At 65.4% G+C, this 18642-nt stretch carries 18 protein-coding genes; 12 read left to right on the forward strand and 6 right to left on the reverse strand.

What is annotated here, in order from left to right:
• The first annotated feature begins 15 nt into the window (after window positions 1–15).
• Both Q9316_RS04160 and Q9316_RS04165 read left to right on the forward strand, forming a co-directional pair.
• On the forward strand, window positions 16–1371 hold the full coding sequence (locus tag Q9316_RS04160) for a putative bifunctional diguanylate cyclase/phosphodiesterase (RefSeq protein ID WP_306033987.1): 1356 nt from the start codon (window positions 16–18) through the stop codon (window positions 1369–1371).
• A 116-nt stretch (window positions 1372–1487) separates the two neighbouring features.
• Window positions 1488–1823, forward strand: coding sequence for a PilZ domain-containing protein (locus tag Q9316_RS04165; RefSeq protein ID WP_306033988.1), 336 nt, complete (start codon window positions 1488–1490; stop codon window positions 1821–1823).
• A 3-nt stretch (window positions 1824–1826) separates the two neighbouring features.
• Here the strand turns inward: Q9316_RS04165 and Q9316_RS04170 are convergent, their stop codons facing one another.
• Complete coding sequence (locus Q9316_RS04170) at window positions 1827–2756, reverse strand: LysR substrate-binding domain-containing protein (protein WP_306033989.1); 930 nt, start codon at window positions 2754–2756, stop codon at window positions 1827–1829.
• An 89-nt stretch (window positions 2757–2845) separates the two neighbouring features.
• On the opposite strand from Q9316_RS04170, the gene Q9316_RS04175 reads away from it, so the two are divergent.
• Entirely contained in the window at window positions 2846–4387 is a 1542-nt protein-coding gene (locus Q9316_RS04175) for a trimethylamine methyltransferase family protein (protein WP_371877951.1), read from the forward strand.
• Between the two features lie 69 nt (window positions 4388–4456).
• Here Q9316_RS04175 and Q9316_RS04180 read toward each other — a convergent pair whose 3' ends face one another.
• The 5 genes from Q9316_RS04180 to Q9316_RS04200 form a co-directional block, all read right to left on the reverse strand.
• The gene (locus Q9316_RS04180) at window positions 4457–5170 is read right to left on the reverse strand and encodes a PRC-barrel domain-containing protein (protein WP_306033991.1); all 714 of its coding nucleotides are present in this window, start codon (window positions 5168–5170) and stop codon (window positions 4457–4459) included.
• A gap of 200 nt (window positions 5171–5370) precedes the next feature.
• Entirely contained in the window at window positions 5371–6255 is an 885-nt protein-coding gene (locus Q9316_RS04185) for an SMP-30/gluconolactonase/LRE family protein (RefSeq protein ID WP_306033992.1), read from the reverse strand.
• Window positions 6252–6890: a 2-dehydro-3-deoxy-6-phosphogalactonate aldolase gene (locus tag Q9316_RS04190; RefSeq protein WP_306033993.1), complete on the reverse strand. Its 639-nt coding sequence runs from the start codon at window positions 6888–6890 to the stop codon at window positions 6252–6254. Before Q9316_RS04190 ends, Q9316_RS04185 begins: the two co-directional genes overlap by 4 nt.
• A 25-nt stretch (window positions 6891–6915) precedes the next feature.
• Entirely contained in the window at window positions 6916–7845 is a 930-nt protein-coding gene (locus tag Q9316_RS04195; RefSeq protein ID WP_306033994.1) for a 2-dehydro-3-deoxygalactonokinase, read from the reverse strand.
• Window positions 7845–8606, reverse strand: coding sequence for an SDR family NAD(P)-dependent oxidoreductase (locus Q9316_RS04200; protein WP_306033995.1), 762 nt, complete (start codon window positions 8604–8606; stop codon window positions 7845–7847). Before Q9316_RS04200 ends, Q9316_RS04195 begins: the two co-directional genes overlap by 1 nt.
• A 101-nt stretch (window positions 8607–8707) precedes the next feature.
• Here Q9316_RS04200 and Q9316_RS04205 point away from each other — a divergent pair, with 101 nt between their 5' ends.
• The 9 genes from Q9316_RS04205 (at window position 8708) to Q9316_RS04245 (ending at window position 18599) form a co-directional block, all read left to right on the forward strand.
• Window positions 8708–9496, forward strand: coding sequence for an IclR family transcriptional regulator (locus Q9316_RS04205; RefSeq protein ID WP_306033996.1), 789 nt, complete (start codon window positions 8708–8710; stop codon window positions 9494–9496).
• Window positions 9497–9759: 263 nt separating this feature from the next.
• The gene (locus Q9316_RS04210; protein ID WP_306033997.1) at window positions 9760–10488 is read left to right on the forward strand and encodes a helix-turn-helix transcriptional regulator; all 729 of its coding nucleotides are present in this window, start codon (window positions 9760–9762) and stop codon (window positions 10486–10488) included.
• A gap of 88 nt (window positions 10489–10576) precedes the next feature.
• Complete coding sequence (locus tag Q9316_RS04215) at window positions 10577–11320, forward strand: helix-turn-helix transcriptional regulator (RefSeq protein WP_306033998.1); 744 nt, start codon at window positions 10577–10579, stop codon at window positions 11318–11320.
• Window positions 11321–11464: 144 nt separating this feature from the next.
• Complete coding sequence (locus Q9316_RS04220) at window positions 11465–12646, forward strand: Mrp/NBP35 family ATP-binding protein (RefSeq protein ID WP_306033999.1); 1182 nt, start codon at window positions 11465–11467, stop codon at window positions 12644–12646.
• Between the two features lie 159 nt (window positions 12647–12805).
• Window positions 12806–13789: a magnesium transporter CorA family protein gene (locus Q9316_RS04225; protein WP_371877952.1), complete on the forward strand. Its 984-nt coding sequence runs from the start codon at window positions 12806–12808 to the stop codon at window positions 13787–13789.
• A 14-nt stretch (window positions 13790–13803) separates the two neighbouring features.
• On the forward strand, window positions 13804–15705 hold the full coding sequence (locus tag Q9316_RS04230) for a potassium transporter Kup (protein ID WP_306034000.1): 1902 nt from the start codon (window positions 13804–13806) through the stop codon (window positions 15703–15705).
• Between the two features lie 233 nt (window positions 15706–15938).
• Window positions 15939–17114: a cell wall hydrolase gene (locus tag Q9316_RS04235; protein ID WP_306035201.1), complete on the forward strand. Its 1176-nt coding sequence runs from the start codon at window positions 15939–15941 to the stop codon at window positions 17112–17114.
• A 275-nt stretch (window positions 17115–17389) separates the two neighbouring features.
• Window positions 17390–17785, forward strand: coding sequence for an AtpZ/AtpI family protein (locus Q9316_RS04240; RefSeq protein WP_306034001.1), 396 nt, complete (start codon window positions 17390–17392; stop codon window positions 17783–17785).
• A 61-nt stretch (window positions 17786–17846) separates the two neighbouring features.
• Window positions 17847–18599 (forward strand): F0F1 ATP synthase subunit A, encoded by a 753-nt coding sequence (locus Q9316_RS04245; RefSeq protein WP_306034002.1) that lies wholly within the window; start codon window positions 17847–17849, stop codon window positions 18597–18599.
• The last annotated feature ends 43 nt before the right edge of the window (window positions 18600–18642 follow it).

Below are 18642 nucleotides of genomic sequence, written 5' to 3' on the forward strand. Positions count from 1 at the left end.
TACGGGAAATCATTGATGAAGTCTGCTGATCATGCGGCGCTGGATGTTTCCCAGACTGACCTCCATGCCATGGCCTATACCGATCCCCTGACCGGGCTCGGCAATCTCTACCGCCTGCGTGACAAGGTCCGCCAGATCGCCAAGGAGCGCGAGGAGGACCCGGCGCCCTTTGCCATCGGCATCGCCAATCTCGACGGTTTCAAACCGATCAACGATCTCTTCGGCCCGCGGGCCGGCGACGAGATTCTCTGCCAGGTGGCCCATCGCCTGAAGGCCTGCATTCCCGACGGCGCGACCGTCACCCGCCACGGCGGCGACGAGTTCGCCTTCGTGCTGCCGCTCGTCTTCGAGCGCAAGGGCGCGGAAAAGATCGGCCAGATGCTGCGCGAGGTGCTGTCCGCCCCCTTCGATCTCGGCGACCGCAACGTGCGCCTGTCCGCCTCCTTCGGCTTCGCCATCTACCCCTTCGCGGGCGAGGATTTCACCGAGCTGCTGAAGAGCGCCGACACGGCCCTTTACCGCTCGAAACGCCGCGGCCGCGGCCAGATCACCGTCTATTCGCAGGAAATCGCCCAGGAGATGAAGCGCGCGACGCAGCTCGAACAGGCGCTGCGCAATGCCATCATCGCCAACGAGGTCGACGTGCATTTCCAGCCGATCGTCAGCCTGCGCGACGACACGGTCGTTGGCTTCGAGGCCTTGGCGCGCTGGTGCGACGCCGATCTCGGCTATGTCTCGCCGGCCGTCTTCGTGCCGCTCGCCGAAGAGCGCGGCTTCATCGACGCGCTGTCCGACACGCTCCTGCGCAAGGCGGCAGAGGCGGCGCTCTCCTGGCCGAGGGAGCTGTTCCTCTCCTTCAACCTCTCTTCCGCCCAGCTGATGGACCCGAAGACGGCATTCAACACGCTGGCCATCCTCAACCGCGTCGGGCTCGATCCGCGCCGGCTGGAGCTGGAGATCACCGAGACGGCGGTCATGACCGACGCCGACACGGCGCAGAAGATCGTCGGCGAATTGCGGGCGGCGGGCGTGCGCATCTCGCTCGACGATTTCGGCACCGGCCAGTCGAGCCTCGGGCGGCTGCGCGATTTCACTTTCGACAAGGTGAAGATTGACCGCGCCTTCGTCTCGCGCATCTCCAACGACAAGGCGTCCGAACACATCATCAAGGCCATCGTCGCCATGTGCGAGGGCCTTGACCTTGCGGTCGTGGCCGAAGGCATCGAGGATTTCTCCGAGGCCCTGAAGCTGAAGGCGCTCGGCTGCGGCATGGGGCAGGGCTATTTCTACGGCAAGCCGGCGGACGCCGTCGCCACCCTGCGCTTCCTCGCGGACCGCTATGTCAGCGTCGACGGCCGCGCCGCCTCCTGAGTCTGCCGTCCCCGAACAGGTCACTTCGTTAAAATTGCAGGCGTTTGTTTATCCTGACGGAAAACCATCCGCGCTATCGTCTCCATCACACGAATATTGCGTGAGGGGAGCCACGGATGACGACCATCAAGGATATGCCCGTCAGGGCCACCGACCGTTCCAATGTGCGTATTTTCGCCGACGTGCGCGTCATGCACCAGACGTGCCGCGGCCGGGTCGTCGACCTGTCGCCGACCGGCATGGCGCTTGACCTGGAAAAGCCGATCCAGGCGATGCCGGGCCAGCTCGTGACCATCGAGAGCGAGGAACTCGGCCGCCTCAGCGGCACGATCCGCTGGTTCAGCAACGGCCGGCTCGGCATCCAGTACAAGCTCTCGACCAATGCGCTGGCGCAGATCAATTCCTATTTCCGCTTCTTCCACGAGGAGGTGCGGCCGGTCCTGCGGCGCTGACGATCAGGCCTCGGTGGTCTCCCGGCTCCGCCGGCCTTCCTCCACCAGCCAGTCGCGCACGCGCCGGGCCGGGCCGTTGAGCTCGCGCGAGCGCGGCCAGACGACGTGGAAGGCGTCTTCGGTCTTCAGCACATGGCCGCCGACGGCGACGAGCGCGCCCGAGCGCACCTGCCCCTCGATGAGATGCTGCCAGCCGAGCGCCACGCCTTCTCCCGCCAGCACCGCCTGGATCACCAGCACGTAATCGTTGATGGAGAGCCGCCGCGCCTGCGCGGGATAGCGCACGCCGGCGCTAGCAAACCAGCCCGGCCAGTCGCAGGCCGTGCGCACCGGTTCCTCCAGGTGGATCAGCGGCAGTTTCAGAAGATCCTCGGGCGTCCTCGGAAGGCCGCGGCTCTCCACGAAGGCGGGGCTCGCCACCGCCGTGATGACCTCTGGCGCCAGCAGGGCGGAATGGTAGCGCGGCCATTTGCCCGGGTCGCCGCCGCGGATGCCGAGCGGGATCGGCTCCTCGTCGAGGTCGAGATCGCGCACGCTGGTCTGGATGCGCAGGTCGATCTCCGGCAGGTCCGCCCGCAGCTTGGCAAGCCGTGGCAACATCCACATCGAGGCGAAGGCCGTGGAGGCGGCGAGCGTCACGTTCGCCTCGCGCCCCTTGGCGCGGATGTCCTCCGCCGATTTCTGGATGCGCGACAGGCCGAGCGTCACATCCGCATGGAAGCGCTCGCCGGCATCCGTGAGTTCGACGGCTCTATGGACGCGGTGAAAGAGCGCGACGCCGAGCTGTTCCTCCAGATTGCGCACGGCATAGGAGACGGCGGCCTGCGTCATGCCGAGCTCGGTGGCGGCGCGGGTGAAGTTTTGGTGCCGACCGGCAGCCTCGAAGATGATGAGGCTGGAGGCGGAGGGAAGCAGGCGGCGCAGGGTTTCCATAAATGGAGCTTATAGTGTCGAATAATTTTTTCCAGCGTTACAAGGTGGCTTTTCGCGCCTAGCCTCGTTCTCAAATTATGGAGGCGGGAATGGGCGAGGCAGCAACGATCGAAGCACCGGCACGGCGGGGCAGGGGCACGCGGCGCGACAATGCGGCAAAGCCCCTCGGCGTGCCCTATATCGTGCGCGGCATTCCGACCTATGACGTACTCTCGGAGGAAAATCTGCAGAAGGTCGAGCGCGCCGCGGACCGCATCCTCGCCGAGGTCGGCATCGAATTCCGCGATGACTCCGCCGTCCTCGACCACTGGAAGCGCGCCGGCGCAAAGGTCGAGGGCGTCCTTGTGCGCTTCGAGCCGGGCATGCTGCGCGAGATCGTCTCCTCCGCACCGGCCGAGTTCACCCAGCACGCCCGCAACCCGGCGAACAACGTGCAGATCGGCGGCAGCAAGGTCGTCTTCTCGCCTGCCTACGGCTCGCCCTTCGTCATGGACCTCGACAAGGGCCGGCGCTACGGCACGCTGGAGGATTTCAGGAACTTCATCAAGCTCGCCCAGTCGAGCCCCTGGCTGCACCATTCCGGCGGCACGATCTGCGAGCCGGTCGACATCCCCGTCAACAAGCGCCATCTCGATATGGTCTACAGCCATATCAGATATTCCGACCGACCCTTCATGGGCTCGATCACGGCGGAGGAGCGCGCCGAGGATTCCATCGACATGGCGCGCATCCTGTTCGGTGCCGATTTCGTCGACCGGAACTGCGTCATCCTCGGCAATGTCAACGTCAATTCGCCGCTCGTCTGGGACGGCACGATGACGAAGTCGCTGCGCGCCTATGCCCGCGCCAACCAGGCCGCCGTCATCGTGCCCTTCATCCTCGGCGGGGCCATGGGGCCGGTCACCAATGCCGGCGCCATCGCGCAATCCTTCGCCGAAACGCTCGCCGGCTGCGCTCTGACCCAGCTCGAAAGGAAGGGCGCGCCGGTCATCTTCGGCAATTTCCTCTCCTCCATGTCGCTGCGCTCGGGCTCGCCGACCTTCGGCACGCCGGAGCCGGCCATCGGCTCCATGGTCGTCGGCCAGCTCGCCCGCCGGCTCAAGCTGCCGCTGCGCTGCGCCGGCAATTTCTCCAATTCCAAGCTGCCGGACGGGCAGGCCATGCAGGAAGGGCTGATGTCCATGCTGTCGGCCGTGCATTGCGGCGCGAATTTCATCCTGCATTCCGCCGGCTTCCTCGATGGCCTGCTCTCCATGTCCTACGAGAAGTTCGTGATGGATGCTGACCTCTGCGGGGCGCTGCATTCCTATCTCGCCGGCGTCACCGTCGATGACAACACGCTCGCCATGGACGCGTTCCTTGAGGTCGGCCCGGGTAGCCATTTCCTCGGCTGCGACCACACGATGCGCAACTACCAGACGGCCTTCTGGGACACGACGCTCTCCGACAACGAACCCTTCGAGAAATGGAGCGAGGAGGGCGGCTCGACGGACATGGCGACACGCGCCAACCGTCAGTGGAAGAAGACGCTCGCCGAATACGAGGCGCCGCCGCTGGACGTCGCCGTCGACGAGGCGCTTTGCGACTACATGGAGCGCAAGAAGGCAGCCATGGCCGACGCCTGGTACTAAAAACTACAAAGAAAAACCCGGCGGCGCAGGGGACGCCACCGGGCTGGAGGTCAGGATAAACCTGCCGGCTTATTCGACCGGCTGGGTCGTGGCCGGGGCCGCGCCCGTATCGGTCGTCGACGAGGTCGTCGAGCTGTCGACCGGGGTATTGGCCTGGCGTTCGGCGACCTGCTGCGACTTGGTCTTGAATTCCGGCGCAGCCTGCAGGCTTTCGGCGGTTTCGGTCGTCGTCAGCTTGACGTCGTCGCTGTCCGGGACCTGCGTGATCGAGATCTTCTCGAACGGAACGGCAACCCACTTCTCACCGATGCCCAGGAAGCCGCCGACACCGATCACGGCCGCGGTGATGCCGCCGTCCTTTTCCATGATCAGGTCGGAGATCTTGCCGATGCTTTCATCGGCGCTGTTGTAGACAGCCTGGCCGATATAGGTGTTGGCGCTGATCTGCTCGTCCGACTGGGCCGTCAGATAATCGCCACCAGCGGCCGGAGCCTGGGCGGTATCTTCAGTCGCGGTCGAGGGGGTCTGGGCCGTATCCTCGGTTGCCGTGCCCGTAGCCGGCGTCTGGGCCGTGTCTTCGGTCGGCGTCGTGCCCGGGGTGGCGGCGGTGTCGTCCGGGGTCGTGCCCGTGGCGGCGTCACCGGTCATGCCGGGCTGCTGTTCCATGGTCTGGGTTTCGCCGGCGGCCGGCTGGGTGGTGTCCTGTGCGTAAGCTGCCGGAGCAAAAGCCGCGCCCAGGAGGAGTGCACCAGCGGCAACGGAAGTAAGAAATTTATTGGTCATTGTGAACCTGCCTTTCGTCTCGTTGGCATCAAGGCGCGGCGGCGGTTTCGAGTGCCCGTCCGCACCGGCTGATGGACAAGGAACGGCGACCCCCCGGTTTGGTTCCGATGAAAATTGCCTTCTTTTTGGCGGCAGCCATGCAAAAGGAGCGGCCTTGCCCGGCAAAACGGGCGGCCGCTCCCTGTTTTCGCGCAGGCGGATCAGAGCGCGAATTTCGGCTCGAAACGGCCCTTGACCGCAATGCCCAGCTCGAAGGTCTGGCCGGCGCGCGGATCGGCAAGGCGTGCCGCCGCATCCATGTCCGCGAAGGCGGAGGTCACCAGCAGCCGGTCGGCCTTTTCGCCGATGAAGGCCGGGCAGCTCGCTTGCGAGGCCGGCACGAGATGGCGCGCGATCCGCGTGCCGTCGGGCTTGTAGACGTCGACGGCGTTCGCGCCCCAGCGGGCGTTCCAGATCAGGCCGTCGGCATCGCAGACCGAGCCGTCGACGCCGCCGGTCGTGCCGCTCTCGTCGCTGATCATCTCCGGCGTACCGGTCGGAAGGCCGGTCTTCGGATCGAGCGCCACCCGCATCAGGCGGTTGCGGTCCGTGTCGGTGAAGTAGCCGGTGCCGCCATCCGGCGAAAAGCAGATGCTGTTCGGGATGGTGATGTCGGAAAAGAGCTTCGTCACCCGGTCGCCCGCGACATGATAGATCGCGCCGGAATGTTTTTCGGCGCTGCGGCCCATCGTGCTCGCCCAGAGTGCGCCCGAGGGGTGGACGCGCCCGTCGTTGGAGCGGTTCACGGCCTTGTCCTCCAGCGTGACGAAGGGCGTGAGCTTTCCGTCCGAGACCGCGCGGATGAAAAGGCCCTGGTCGGAAACGACGAGCTGGCGTTCGGCATCGATGACGGCGAGCGCGCTGCCGAGGAAGGGCAGGTCGTGCACGGTCTTCGTCATGGTCGAAAGGTGCAGCTCATGCAGCGTCCGGCCCTTGATGTCGAACCAGAAGGCCTTGTCGGTCGCCGGGTCGTAGGTCGGGCCCTCGCCGAGTTCGCAGGCGGTGTCGCAGAGAATGCGACCCGTGAAGGAGTGTGTATCGCTCATCGGCCTGCTCCATAGACGGCGTCATAGGCTTCGATCGTCGCCTTGGCGCGGGTGCGCACCTCGGCAGCGCTCATGCCGATCTTGTAGAGGCTGGAGCCGAGGCCGAAGCTGCGCACGCCGATGGCGGCATAGTCGCCGAAATTCTTCTCCGAAACGCCGCCGACGGCGGCGATTTCCAGTTCGGCCGGCAGCACGGCGCGGATCGCCTGGATGCCGGATGGGCCGAGCACGCTGGCCGGGAAGAATTTCAGGCCCGTCGCGCCGGCCCGGGCGGCGGCAAGCGCCTCGGTCGGGGTAAAGACGCCCGGCATGGTCACCATGCCCTTGGCCGCGGCGGTGGAGATCACCTCCGGCTCGACATTGGGGCTGACCATCAGCCGCCCGCCGACATCGGCGAGGCGATCGACGTCAGCAACGGTGAGCACGGTGCCGGCGCCGATCAGGCAGCCCTCGGGCGCCATCTTCACGGCGGTCTCGATCGACGTGAAGGGCTCCGGCGAGTTCAGCGGGATTTCGATCGCGGTGAAGCCCGTCTCGATCAGCGCGCCGACGACTTCTTCGGTCTCGCCGGGTTTCAGGCCGCGCAGGATGGCGATCAGGGGATATTTCATCGGGGGGAAGGGAATGCGGCTCATGGTTCTTTGCTTTCTCAGGAGGTGTTCAGAGGGACCAGAGCGCCTTGGCGCCCGCGGCAAGGCCGTTGCGCACGGCGGTATCGGCATCGATGACGGTGGGCGACAGGCCCGCCGCGGCAAGGGCCTCCCGGTAAAGCGCGCCGAGCCCGCCGGACACGACGAGCGCGACCGGCGTTCCATCGGCGACGAGCGAGAGGGCGCCGGCAATCTCCAGCCCGATCAGCGTGCCGGAAAGGCGGGCCTTGGCGTCGTCGGGCGAAAGTCCGGCGATCAACGAGCCGGCGCGCACGGAAAAGAGCTGGCTCGTGGCGAGCGCCGGCTTTTCCACCATGCGCGCCACGGCGGCGCGGAAGGCGGCATTGTCGCCGGAAATCGCGCCGGCATCGGCGATGGCATGGCTGAGGATCGTATTCTTCGCGACGGCCTCGAAAAGCTCGCCCGTCATGAAGGTGGAGAAGCCCGCGACCCTGCCGCCGGAAAGCCGCACCCATTTGCTGTGGGTGCCGGGCATGCAGACGAGGTGGTCGCCGCTGCCGAGTTCACCGGCGGCGCCGAGAAGCTGCGTTTCCTCGCCGCGCATGACGTCGGGCGCCATCGCTTCGCGCTGGGCAAGGCCGGGCAGGATACGGATATCCGCCTCGATGCCCGGAATGCGCACGGCGGCGGCGGGAATGTCGGAAAGGGCGGCGGGCGTGTCGAGATAGCCGGCCTCGATCCAGCCCTGCTTGGCGCCAGCCATGCCGCAGATCAGGACGGGCAGGCCCGCGGGCGCGGCGACGGCGGCAAGGTGGCTCGCCAGTACCTCGGCAAAGCCGGTGCGGGCGGCCGTCGTCATGCCTTCGCCGCTGCGCCGTTCGGCAAGCACCCGGCCATCCGTGCCGACGAGCCAGAGACGGAAGCTGGAGGTTCCCCAGTCCACCGCGACATAGGCGGGTTGCGGGGTGGTTTCGGTCATCAGAGCATGCCTCCATCGACGATGAGCGTTTGGGCGGTGATGGCGGCGGAGGCCTCCGACGCCAGGAAAAGACAGGGGCCGACCATGTCGCCGGCGGTCAGCGAGCGCTTCAGGCATTGGCGCGCAATGCCGCCCTCGATGGTCGCCTCGTCTATCCACAGGCGCTTTTGCCGCTCGGTCAGCACCATGCCGGGCAGGATGGCGTTGACGCGGATATTGTCCGGGCCAAGCCTGCCGGCAAGCGACTTGGTGAGGCCGACGATGCCGGCCTTGGCGGTGGCATAGCCGGGAAGCTCGCCCATGTTGAGCAGGAAGGCGATGGACGAGAAGCTGACGATGGCCCCGCCGCCGCCCTTGCGCATATGCGGCGCGACGGCCTGCGCGGCGAAGAACAGGTGGCGCAGGTTCACCGCCTGGTTCTCGTCCCAATAGTCCGGTTCGACGGTTTCGAATTCGTGCCGGTCGTCGCGCGCCGCATTGTTGACGAGCACGCGGATGCCGCCGACGATCGTCGCAGCCTCTTCGACGGCGGCGCGCAGCGCGCCGATGTCGCGAAGGTCTACTCTTATATAATGAGGCAGGTGCGCGACCTTGCCTTCGAGCCGCGAGACGAGCGTGCGGCTCTCCGCCTCGGCGATGTCGAGAAAGGCGACGCGGGCACCTTCGGCCGCAAAGCCCTCGACCAGCACCGCGCCGATTCCCGAGCCGCCGCCGGTGACGAGCACGCCCTGTCCTGCAAGATCCGGATAGCGGCCGGCCATCGCATGCTCCCAATAATTCCATTATTTGGAACTGAGTTTGATTATTCGGAATTATTCCGCTATGATGCCGGCCTGTCAAGGGATGGGCGAGGGTTGCGACAATGGCGACGGAACGGGACGAGGATACGGGCACCGGCACCCTCGGCAAGGCGATGGCCGTGCTGGAGACGGTGGCGCTCGCCGACCGGCCGCTGCGCTTTACCGATGTGCTCGCCGTCAGCGGCCAGCCGCGCGGCACGCTGCACCGCCAGCTTTCCCATCTCGTGCAGGAAGGGCTTCTGGAACTGCGCACGGACCACGCCTATGTGCCGGGCCTGCGCCTCCTGAAGCTCGCCTCGGCGAGCTGGGCGCGCAACGAGTTCCGCGCCGTCGCCGCGCCTTTCCTGGAGGCGCTGCACCGGGAGACGGGCGAGACCGTGCATCTCGGCGTGCTGCGCGGGCGCGAGATCATCTATCTCGACAAGGTGGAAAGCCGGCAGGCGGTGCGTATGAATTCGCAGATCGGCAATGCCTCGCCTGCCTATTGCACCGGCGTCGGCAAGGCGGCGCTCTCCGTGCTGGAGGAAGGGGCGCTCGAAGCGATTCTCTCGGGCGTGGAGTTCCGCCGGTTCACGCCGCAGACGATCACCGATCGCCCGGAGCTGCTTGCCGAACTTGCCGATATCCGCGAAAGCGGCATCGCCTTCGACCGGGAGGAGCACGAGCCGGGCATCCGCTGCGTCGCCGCGCCGGTCTTCGATCCCGGCCGTTCGCTCGTGGCGGGCGTCTCCGTCACGGGGCCGGCCTATCGGGTGGGGCAGGAGCAGCTCGACGACTGGGCGCCGCGCGTGCGTCATGCGGCGAGTGCGATCATGGAAGAACTCTCCGTCAGGCTCGGTCCGCAACGATAGGGCGATTGTGCGGTGCGTTGCTGATCATAGAGTTGTCTTCCGGCCCGATTTTACGGTAAATTAGAAAATCGCGCTGGACGTGGATTGGGGTCGCCATTAGCTTTCCTCACGACCGGCTTATGAGTTGCGTCGCTCACCGCGGACTTGAGGCGCGGTTCTCGAACATACTTGCATTGGGATACGGGGGTTCCTGGGGCAAGCAAGTGCATTGTGCCTGCAGGCTCTGCGGTACAGTCGCGTGCGTTGCTGAAGGAAAAACGGATATGGCGGATCGATTCCATACGACATCTGCGCAATTCCAGAACCGCTGGGGCTCGGCCCTGGGGTCGGAAGACGATGTTGCCGAAACGCTGGACGGCATCGTCAGGCGCTACGGTTTCCGCGGCTATCTCCTGATCAACGTTCCCTCCGAGACCTCGACGGATTTCTCGTCCAACGTGCTTCTGACGTCCTGGCCGGACGACATGCTGAAGACCTACGACCATGCGGGCCTCATCTTCGGCAGCCCGGTCATCGAACGCCTGCGCCAGAGCACAAATCCCTTCACCTATGATGCGGACCGCACGAACCGCCCCCGCATCGACGGCAAGGCGGCGATCGCGGCGGCGCTTTTCGAACGGCATGGCCTGCAGCGCGGCGCCTATTTCCCCGCGCACAATTCGGCGGGCCTGCGCGGTGCGCTCGCCTTCGGCGGCGCGCGCGACGACCTCAATCCGCGCGAGATGGCCGAACTCAACGCCCTGGCGAACCAGATATTTACCGAGGTGCTGGAGCTGCGCGCCGGGCGCCGGCAGCACGTCTCGCTGTCGCGCCGCGAGATCGAATGCCTGTCCTGGGCCTCGGCCGGCAAGACCAGCGTGGAAATGTCGGAAATCCTTGGCCTCTCCGAATATACCGTCAATCATTACCTGAACCGCGCCACGCGAAAGCTCGATGCGGTCAACCGGGTTCAAGCGGTCGCCAAGGCGATCCGCGCCGGGCTTTTGAACTGATGTATAATAATAACCTTGCGACTTTCTGGAATGCGTGCGGTCCCGCTCCAATTGCCCAAGGCGAGGAAGATAACCATTGCGGGGCACCATGACGGCTGACGAAACCAGTGGCGGCGAAAGCCAGGTACAGGACGAGGGCGTAGAGATCGCCGCCCTCGAGACCCAGTTCGACATCGTGCGCTACATGCGGCGCAAGTGCGAGGAATACGGTCTCAAATATTTCATCGTCTTCACCCTGCCGGGCTTCGAGGCGGAAAAGCTCTCGGCCTATTCCATCGTCAGCAACTGGCCGCAGGAAATCCTCGCCAAGTACGACGCCATGCGCATGGTCCGGCACAGTGCCGGCATCCGCAAGCTGCGCCTGACCACGGTGCCGTTTTCCTACGACATGCGCGAATGGATCGGCGAATCGTCCGAAGACGCGGATTTCACCGAACTGCTCGCCGTCATGACCGGTCACGGCATGCTGGTCGGCCATTTCTTCCCGGTGCACGATGCGCTCGGCAATCGCGGCGCCGTCGTCTGGGGCGGCGAGAACGGAACGCTCGGCCGTGATGAGCGGCTGATGCTACAGATGATTTCCGTGCATCTCTTCAACCGGCTGGCGGAAATCGGCTCGGCCTGGAAATCCGGCCAGGTGGTGCTCACCGAGCGCGAGATCCAGTGCCTGAGCTGGACGGCGGCGGGCAAGACCAGCCTAGAGATCGCCGAAATCCTCGGCCTTTCCGAGCATACGGTGAACCATTACCTCAACCAGGTCACCCGCAAGCTGGAGGCCGTCAACCGCACCCAGGCGGTGGTCAAGGCGATCCGTCGCGGGCTGATCGCCTGACCCGGCCGCAGCGTGCGGCCTGAGGCATCCTGCCGCAAAGCCGGGCCTGCCCGTCGCTGGGAAAGTCGTTGGCGTCTGCCTTTCCGTGCACTATCTACGGAAAAGGGCAGCGGGCCGATCCCGCGCAGGGTCTACGAGGATGTCATGACGGATGTAAGCAAGGAACAGGTTCTGGAACGGCTGCGCACGGTGCGCGGCCCGGACATGGACGGCAACATTGTCGATCTCGGCCTCGTCTCCGACGTCTTCATCTCCGACGGCAAGGCCTATTTCTCGATCACCGTGCCGGCCGAACGCGCCCGCGAGCTCGATCCGATGCGCGCGGCCGCCGAGCGGGTCGTCAAGGAAATTCCCGGCATCAAGGCCGCCATGGTGGCGCTGACGGCGGACAAGCGCGCCGCTTCCGGCCCCGCCGCCGCCCGCGCGCCGACCCCGCCGCCGCCCGGCCGGGGCGCCGCGCACGACCATGCCGGCCACGGCCATGCCGCTCCCGGCCAGCCGCCGCAGCGCGCGAAATCCGGCATTCCCGGTGTCGGGGCCATCATCGCGGTCGCCTCGGGCAAGGGCGGCGTCGGCAAGTCGACCACCTCGGTCAACCTGGCGCTGGCGCTGAAGGCCAACGGGCTGCGCGTCGGCATCCTCGATGCCGATATCTACGGCCCCTCCATGCCGCGCCTCCTGAAGATTTCCGGCCGGCCGCAGCAGATCGAGGGCCGCATCATCAAGCCGATGGAGAACTACGGCATCAAGGTCATGTCCATGGGCTTCCTCGTCGATGAGGAGGTGGCGATGATCTGGCGCGGGCCGATGATCCAGTCGGCGCTGATGCAGATGCTGCGCGAGGTCGCCTGGGGCGAGCTCGACGTGCTCGTCGTCGACATGCCGCCCGGCACGGGCGACGCCCAGCTCACCATGGCCCAGCAGGTACCGCTCGCCGGCGCCGTCATCGTCTCCACCCCGCAGGACCTTGCCCTCATCGATGCGCGCAAGGGCCTCAACATGTTCAGCAAGGTCGAGGTGCCGGTGCTCGGCATTGTCGAGAACATGAGCTATTTCATCGCGCCCGACACCGGCAACCGCTATGACATTTTCGGCCATGGCGGTGCGCGCAAGGAAGCCGAGCGCATCGGCGTGCCCTTCCTCGGCGAGGTGCCGCTGACCATGGACATCCGCGAGACGTCCGACGCCGGCACGCCGGTCGTCGTCTCCAATCCGGAAGGCGCCGCCGCGAAGACCTATCGCGCGATCGCGACGCGCGTCTGGCAGGAGCTGGAGGCCGTGCAGGGCAAGGGCAACCGCGGCGCGCCGGCCATCGTCTTCGAATAGGCGGACCTTTCGCCTTCTGGGGGCGCTTGAGGGCACCAGCTTGATTTTTATGTTGCGCCGCGCAATATGCGCGGCCGGCCTCTGACGGTCGACGTTCAATCACGCGCGGAAAAGCGCGAGGGGAGTGTGAGCGATGGTCCGTTCCGGAGCCACTCGTCGGTGATCACGGTTTTCCGTCCCAACGGCGAGGCACGCACCCTGCCGACAGAGACCGATTCTGCCGCAGCCGACGCGCTCGCCGGCGCCGTCTGGGTCGATCTCGTCGAGCCCGACCGCGACGAGGAAGCGCTGATCGAGCGCATTCTCGGCCTCGAGGTGCCGACGCGCGACGAACTCAAGGATATCGAGCCGTCGAGCCGCCTCTACACCGACGGCAACGCGGCCTACATGACCGCCTCGCTGATGGTGAAGGCGGAAAGCGACCTGCCGCACCTGACCGACGTCGCCTTCATCCTGACGCCCGGCAAGCTGCTCACCGTGCGCTATGACGAGCCGCGCTCCTTCGCCCTCTTCAAGAGCGCGATGCACCGCATTCCCGGCGGCTGTTCCTCGCCCACCGTGATGATCACGCGCCTGCTGGAGACCGTGGCCGACCGCACGGCGGAAATCCTCGAGATCGCCGTCTCGCGCGCCGACAAGCTCTCGATGGAGGTGTTCGGCGACAAGCGGCATCTCTCCCGCCGCCCGCCGCGCTACCTGGAAGACCGCGTCGTGCAGGTCTCCGCGCTGCACCGCCTCGTCGCCAAGACGCGCGACAGCCTCATGTCCCTGTCGCGCGTGCTGACCTTCCTGCACGGTCTCCCGGCGCTGCAATCCGACCGCGACAGCCTCGAACTCTGCCGCACGGTGACGCGTGACGTGCAGTCGCTGTCCGAACATGCCGGTTTCGTCGCCGGCAACATCACCTTCCTGCTCGATGCCTCGCTCGGGCTCATCAATCTCGAGCAGAACGCCATCATCAAGATCTTCTCGATCGCCTCCGTCGTGCTGCTGCCGCCGACGCTGATCGCATCGACCTACGGCATGAACTTCGAGTTCATGCCCGAACTGCGCATCGCCTACGCCTATCCGCTGACGCTCGTCGCGATGGTGTTGTCGGCAATCCTTCCCTTTTTCTTCTTCCGCTGGAAAGGCTGGCTCTAGAGCCTGATCGCCCCATGCAGTCACATACCGGTAGCGCACCGCATTCCCACAGCCGGGGGCGCACGCTGTTCCTTCTCGCTCTCGGCTCCGTCGGCGTCGTCTACGGCGACATCGGCACGAGCCCGCTCTATGCCTTCCGTGAGGCGCTGCGGCCGGTTTCCGACAACGGGCTGGTGCGCGAGGAGGTGGTCGGCCTCATCTCGCTGATGATATGGACGCTGACGATCATCGTCACCGTCAAATATGTGCTCTTCCTGCTGCGCGCCGACAACCACGGGGAGGGCGGCACGCTGTCCCTGCTGGCGCTGCTGTCCAAGACCGCCGGAAAACATGCCGCCGTGCTCTTCTTCATGGGCGCGATCGGCGCCGCGCTCTTCATCGGCGATGCCATGATCACGCCGGCGCTCTCGGTTCTCTCGGCCGTGGAAGGGCTCAAGCTGGTGACGCCGACGCTTGGCGACTATGTCGTGCCCATCTCGGTCGTCATCCTCGTCATGCTCTTCGCCGTCCAGTCGCTCGGCACGGCGGCCGTGTCGAAATTCTTCGGGCCGATCACCGCCGTCTGGTTCATGGTCATGGGGCTCGGCGGCATCAGCCACATCAGCGACGACCTCGGCATCCTGGCGGCCTTCAATCCCTATTACGCCGTGCTCTTCATGGCGACCGAGGGCTATGTCGGCCTCGTCGTGCTCGGCGCGGTCTTCCTCACGGTCACCGGCGCGGAAGCGCTCTATGCGGATCTCGGCCATTTCGGCCGCCGGCCGATCCAGTGGGCCTGGTTCTGTCTGGTGTTTCCGGCGCTCACGCTCAACTATCTCGGCCAGGGCGCGCTGGTGCTCGCCCATCCCGAAACGATCGCCAATCCGTTCTTCCTGATGTTCCCGAAATGGGCGCTGCTGCCCGTCGTCATCCTGGCGACGGCGGCGACCATCATCGCCAGCCAGGCGGTGATAACAGGCGCCTTCTCGCTGACGCGCCAGGCGATCCATCTCGGCTTCCTGCCGCGTATGGAGATATTCCACACTTCGGAGACCCAGACTGGCCAGATCTACCTGCCGGGCGTCAACACCGTGCTGCTCTTCGGCGTCATGGCCCTCGTCTTCATCTTCGGCTCGTCAGAAGCGCTGGCGACGGCCTACGGCATCTCGGTCACCGGCGCGATGGTGGTGACGACGGTGCTCGCCTTCGAGTTCCTGCGCGCGCGCTGGCGCTGGACGCCACTCGCCGCCGCTGCCGTGCTGCTGCCGCTCTTCCTGCTCGAGCTCACCTTCCTCGGCGCAAACCTCCTCAAGGTGCATGACGGCGGCTATGTGCCGGTCATGATCGCCGCCGCCGTCGTCGTTCTGATGTGGACCTGGACGCGCGGCACCCGCATCCTGCACGAAAAGACGCGCCGCATCGAAGTGCCGCTGCCGGCCTTCGTCAAATCGGTGGAAAAGCAGAGCGCCCATGCGCCGGTGCAGGTCACCGGCACCGCGATCTTCCTGACCAGCGATCCGGATTTTGCGCCCGCCGCGCTGCTGCACAACATCAAGCACAACCACGTTTTGCACGAGCAGAACTTCATCCTGACCGTCAAGACCGCCAACACGCCACGCGTCATTCCGGCCGAGCGCTTCTCTGTGGAAAGGATCTCCGACCGGTTCTCGCGCATCGAGATGCGCTTCGGCTTCATGGAGACGCAGAACGTCTCCCACGGCCTCGGCCTGATGCGCAAGGCGGGCCACAAGTTCGACATCATGTCGACCTCGTTCTATCTCGGCCGGCGCAAGCTGGTGCCCGATGCGCAGTCCGGCATGCCCATGTGGCAGGACCGGCTGTTCATCGCCCTCGCCAACCTCGCCACCGACCCTTCCGACTACTTCCGCCTGCCGACCAACCGCGTGGTCGAACTCGGCTCGCATGTCGTGATCTGACGAAAACGTGAAGGGGAGGCGACGGCCTCCCCCCATCGCGTTCATGAGCATTAACCAACCATCAAGGTTAATGCTTCATTTTACCCTCACAGCGAGCCGCCTTGGGCCCGTGCTTCGGCGCGGCAGGCTCCCATACGAACATTATCCGGGCAGGAAGACATGCCGGTCACAAGGCCGGCGGTGGGGCCTGCGCGCGCATCAGGGTGCGGAGTAGTCAGTTGCGTAAGCGTAGCATTCGTCTTGCAGATGCCAGCCGCGTCATCGCGTATCTGAAGCGGGAATGGAAAATCCCTCTCGCCGTCGGCCTCGGTCTTGCGGCGGTCTTCCCCACACAATCGGCCCATACGGACCTTGCCACCTATCTCGCGGGCCTCAACCGCAAGGGCGGCAACCAGGCCATGGTGCTGACCCGCTCGCCGGCCGGCTCCGTGCACGAGGTGGAGATCGAGTTCGCCGACGCGATGATCACCGGCGGCGTCGAGAGCGGGGCAGGGGTGGAACTGCCGGGTGGCGTGAAGGCCGCGCTGCGCAGCGAGCACAAGGGCAAGGGCGAGATCCCCGACGAGGACCGCGTCAACCGCCGCGACAAGAAGGGCCGCATCGTCGCCGTGATGCCCGTCCTGCCGCCGAAGGGCTTTGCCGCCGGCTCGATCCTGGAGCGCACCTCCTCGCTGCTCTCGCCGATCTTCGACACCGGCGAGAGCATGGCCTTCGCCAAGCCGAAGATCCAGGGCAAGGAAATCGAGATCGCGACGGCCTTCTACAAGAAGAAGCCGGTCCACACGAACCGTGGACTCTCGCCGATGATCGCGAGCCTCGTCACCAACGACAGGGCCGACGTGCTGGCAACCGCCTATGCGCGCGTCGAGCCGGACTATGCGCGGGAATCGCCCTTCGATTCGATCCTGAAGCCGAAGGCGGAGCTCGGCCGCTTCATCCCCGAGATTTCCCCTGAAGACCACGCCTGGGCGGCGACCGCGTTGCCGGCCGGCGTCTTCAGCGCCAAGGAGCAGAAATGCCTTGCCGAAGGCATCTATTTCGAGGCGCGCGGCGAGGAGGTGAAGGGACAGGCCGCCGTGGCGCAGGTCATTCTCAACCGCGTGCGCAACCCCACCTATCCCAAGACGATCTGCGGCGTCGTCTACCAGAACGAAAACTGGCGCAACCGCTGCCAGTTCTCCTTCGCCTGCGACCGCATTCCCGACCTGATCCTCTCGCCCTGGCACTGGAAGACCGCCAAGGAGATCGCCATGGCGGTCACTGCCGGCAAGATCTGGTTCGACGATGTCGGCTCGTCCACCCATTACCACGCGACCTACGTGAAGCCGCCATGGGGCCGGACGATGAAGCGGGTGGCCAAGATCGGCAAGCACATCTTCTACCGCACCTATGGCGGCGGCTGGAGCTGACGGCATCCGTCCCGGGTCCCGGGCGTGGTGAGTCCGTGCCACACTCCGCGCGATTCCCGGGGCAGAGAGTCGCGCCTCGCACGCGTTTATCCATAATCTATTGATTTTGTTCAATATAATTGCCGCTGCGCAAAGCTTCGCCACGCCTTGACTATGCGGGCACCTAAAACTATGTTGCGGCCGACTTCGAGAGGGGTCGGATATGGCTTGAACCCTAGCCTTTAATATGTCCGCAATGGGGCGAAAGCTCCGGCGGAAACAACGAGGAGGGCGCCATGACCGACGATCAAAAGGGAAGTCTGGAAGACCGGCTGAAGCGCCTTGACGCGGAACTCGCGGAACGGCGCAAGGAGGACGGGACGGAAGCGGCCGCCGAGGCGCGGGCATCCGAAAGCCGGAAGGGCTATGCGGTTGCCATGAAGCTCTCGAGCGAGTTCGTCGCCGCCGTCATCGTCGGGGCGCTTCTGGGCTATCTTTTGGACCATTTTGCGGGTACAGGGCCTTGGGGAATGATCATTTTCCTGCTTCTTGGCTTCGGTGCCGGCGTTCTGAACGTCATGCGCGCGGCTGGCATGGTGGCATCGCCCCATCCGGTCGACAGGCTGGCCGGGCGGGATCCCGCCAAGGCTGGCGGCGGACGCGAAGAGACCGAAACGAGGGACGACGCCTGACGGCCCGTCCCGATTAATGGGTAACTTCCGCCGTAAGGCGGGCAAGCGAGAGAGATAAGCGGTGTCCAACGATCCGACCCATCAGTTCCTGGTCAACAAGATTGTTCCGATCGAAATCGGCGGCATCGATTTCTCGTTCACCAATGCCTCGCTGTTCATGGTCGCCACCGTCGCGGCCGCCGCGGGCTTCCTCTACTTCACCACCGGCCAGCGCGGTCTCGTTCCGAGCCGCATGCAGTCCGTGTCGGAAATGTCCTACGAGTTCATCGCCTCGATGCTGAGGGAAGGGGCGGGCAGCCACGGGATGAAGTTCTTCCCGCTCGTCTTCTCGCTCTTCATGTTCGTCCTGACGGCGAACCTGCTCGGCATGGTGCCGTACTTCTTCACCGTCACCAGCCAGATCATCGTCACCTTTGCCCTTGCCCTTCTGGTCATCGGCACGGTCGTCTTCTACGGCTTCTACAAGCACGGTTTCGGCTTCCTGAAGCTCTTCGTGCCGTCGGGCGTTCCCGGCGCGCTGCTCCCGCTGGTTGTCTCGATCGAGGTCATCTCGTTCCTCTCGCGCCCGATCAGCCTCTCGATCCGTCTTTTCGCCAACATGCTGGCGGGTCACATCACGCTGAAGGTCTTCGCCGGCTTCGTCACCTCGCTCGGCGCGCTCGGCGCCGTCGGTGTAGCCGGCTCGATCCTGCCCCTCCTCATGACGGTCGCCCTGACCGGTCTCGAATTCCTCGTGTCGTTCCTGCAGGCCTATGTCTTCGCAGTTCTGACATGCATGTACCTCAACGATGCCGTGCATCCGGGTGGTCACTAGGAAACAGTCGTCGGCGCCTTTCCCGGCGTCGCTCCAAGCCGCA

This window comes from Shinella zoogloeoides (assembly GCF_030733845.1).
Classification (GTDB): domain Bacteria; phylum Pseudomonadota; class Alphaproteobacteria; order Rhizobiales; family Rhizobiaceae; genus Shinella; species Shinella zoogloeoides_C.

What these genes read in the sequence shown, in the direction of transcription:
- Q9316_RS04240 (WP_306034001.1), top strand. Translation starts at nt 17,390, where the DNA reads ATGACCGACGATCAAAAGGGAAGTCTGGAAGACCGGCTGAAGCGCCTT.
- Q9316_RS04205 (WP_306033996.1), top strand. Translation starts at nt 8,708, where the DNA reads ATGGCGACGGAACGGGACGAGGATACGGGCACCGGCACCCTCGGCAAG.
- Q9316_RS04210 (WP_306033997.1), top strand. Translation starts at nt 9,760, where the DNA reads ATGGCGGATCGATTCCATACGACATCTGCGCAATTCCAGAACCGCTGG.
- Q9316_RS04185 (WP_306033992.1), bottom strand. Translation starts at nt 6,255, where the DNA reads ATGAGCGATACACACTCCTTCACGGGTCGCATTCTCTGCGACACCGCC.
- Q9316_RS04215 (WP_306033998.1), top strand. Translation starts at nt 10,577, where the DNA reads ATGACGGCTGACGAAACCAGTGGCGGCGAAAGCCAGGTACAGGACGAG.
- Q9316_RS04175 (WP_371877951.1), top strand. Translation starts at nt 2,846, where the DNA reads ATGGGCGAGGCAGCAACGATCGAAGCACCGGCACGGCGGGGCAGGGGC.
- Q9316_RS04190 (WP_306033993.1), bottom strand. Translation starts at nt 6,890, where the DNA reads ATGAGCCGCATTCCCTTCCCCCCGATGAAATATCCCCTGATCGCCATC.
- Q9316_RS04160 (WP_306033987.1), top strand. Translation starts at nt 16, where the DNA reads ATGAAGTCTGCTGATCATGCGGCGCTGGATGTTTCCCAGACTGACCTC.
- Q9316_RS04165 (WP_306033988.1), top strand. Translation starts at nt 1,488, where the DNA reads ATGACGACCATCAAGGATATGCCCGTCAGGGCCACCGACCGTTCCAAT.
- Q9316_RS04170 (WP_306033989.1), bottom strand. Translation starts at nt 2,756, where the DNA reads ATGGAAACCCTGCGCCGCCTGCTTCCCTCCGCCTCCAGCCTCATCATC.
- Q9316_RS04195 (WP_306033994.1), bottom strand. Translation starts at nt 7,845, where the DNA reads ATGACCGAAACCACCCCGCAACCCGCCTATGTCGCGGTGGACTGGGGA.
- Q9316_RS04220 (WP_306033999.1), top strand. Translation starts at nt 11,465, where the DNA reads ATGACGGATGTAAGCAAGGAACAGGTTCTGGAACGGCTGCGCACGGTG.
- Q9316_RS04230 (WP_306034000.1), top strand. Translation starts at nt 13,804, where the DNA reads ATGCAGTCACATACCGGTAGCGCACCGCATTCCCACAGCCGGGGGCGC.
- Q9316_RS04200 (WP_306033995.1), bottom strand. Translation starts at nt 8,606, where the DNA reads ATGGCCGGCCGCTATCCGGATCTTGCAGGACAGGGCGTGCTCGTCACC.
- Q9316_RS04180 (WP_306033991.1), bottom strand. Translation starts at nt 5,170, where the DNA reads ATGACCAATAAATTTCTTACTTCCGTTGCCGCTGGTGCACTCCTCCTG.